The organism is Calidithermus chliarophilus DSM 9957 (assembly GCF_000430045.1).
Classification (GTDB): domain Bacteria; phylum Deinococcota; class Deinococci; order Deinococcales; family Thermaceae; genus Calidithermus; species Calidithermus chliarophilus.
Window position 1 is genome coordinate 82,907 of record NZ_KE387028.1, and the last position, 953, is coordinate 83,859.

At 74.3% G+C, this 953-nt stretch carries 1 protein-coding gene and 1 pseudogene; both read right to left on the reverse strand.

All coding sequences use genetic code 11. The features are described 5' to 3' along the window. Positions 1–63 precede the first annotated feature (63 nt). Positions 64–570 (reverse strand): reverse transcriptase-like protein, encoded by a 507-nt coding sequence (locus MEICH_RS0121875; protein WP_084542467.1) that lies wholly within the window; start codon positions 568–570, stop codon positions 64–66. Positions 571–756: 186 nt separating this feature from the next. Further along, a pseudogene (locus MEICH_RS29625) lies at positions 757–953 on the reverse strand (ATP-binding protein); the annotation flags it as partial.

Consider the following 953-nt stretch of genomic DNA (forward strand, 5'->3'; position numbering starts at 1 on the left):
CGGCGCCGGCCGGCGCCGGCCGGTGTTGCCCAGCTTTGACGTCGAGGAGGAGGGGCAGGAGCTCTAGCCCGCCGCCACGGCCGGTTCCGCCAGGACCGGCCGTTCCGGGCGCAGGGCGTGGACGTAGCCGTAGGCCAGCGCGTGGATCGGCTGCAGCCGCGCGCGCCGGACCCAGCGCACCCGCACCCACTCGAAGCCCCCCTTGAAGCCGTAGTACAACGCCCACAGCGGCAGGTCGAGCTCCTGGCGCGGCGACAGCGCGTACAGCCCGTCGGAGTTGAGCGCGCGCACCAGGCTCTGGGCGTCGGTGCGCAGGAGCACCCGCCGGTGCCCGGCCAACCTCGCCTGGTGCAGCCCCTGGATCACCGCGATCAGCTCGGCGCGGTGCGGGTGGACCGGCCCCTCCATCGGCGGCAGGCGCAGGGCGTGGGGCGAGCCGTGCCCGTCCTTATGGGACCAGCCCACCAGCGCCCGCTTGGGCTGGCCCGGGCGCCCCAGCACCACCGCCCAGACCGCGTAGCGGCTGGCCTCCCCCGCGAGCACCGACCCGTCCGTCCAAAGTGTGACCATAAGCGTCCCCTTTCGGGGGCTAAATCAGACTACGCCCCAGCGGGCGGCCGGGCGGGTTATTTTCAGCTCGCCGCGCCTGCGCCACGCCCGTAGTCTACGGTATCAGGATTTCTGATCGGGGGCGCGCGACCCTCCACGAAGCGGGGCCCCGCGTTCGCGGGGCCCGTCCTTCCAATTTGCCTCGGGCTACTGTTTGGCCGCCTCCACCCGGCTCACCAGGGGAAGGATCCCCTCGAGCCACTGCGGCAGGCGCAGGCCCTGCCGGCCCCAGTCGCCCTCGCGGTAGGCCGCGGCCAGGGTCCGGGCCCCGATGATCTGCAGGTCGGGGGCCAGGCGGCGCAGGAAGCGCCAGGCGGCGTCCCAGCGCGGCGCGCTCGGCTGGC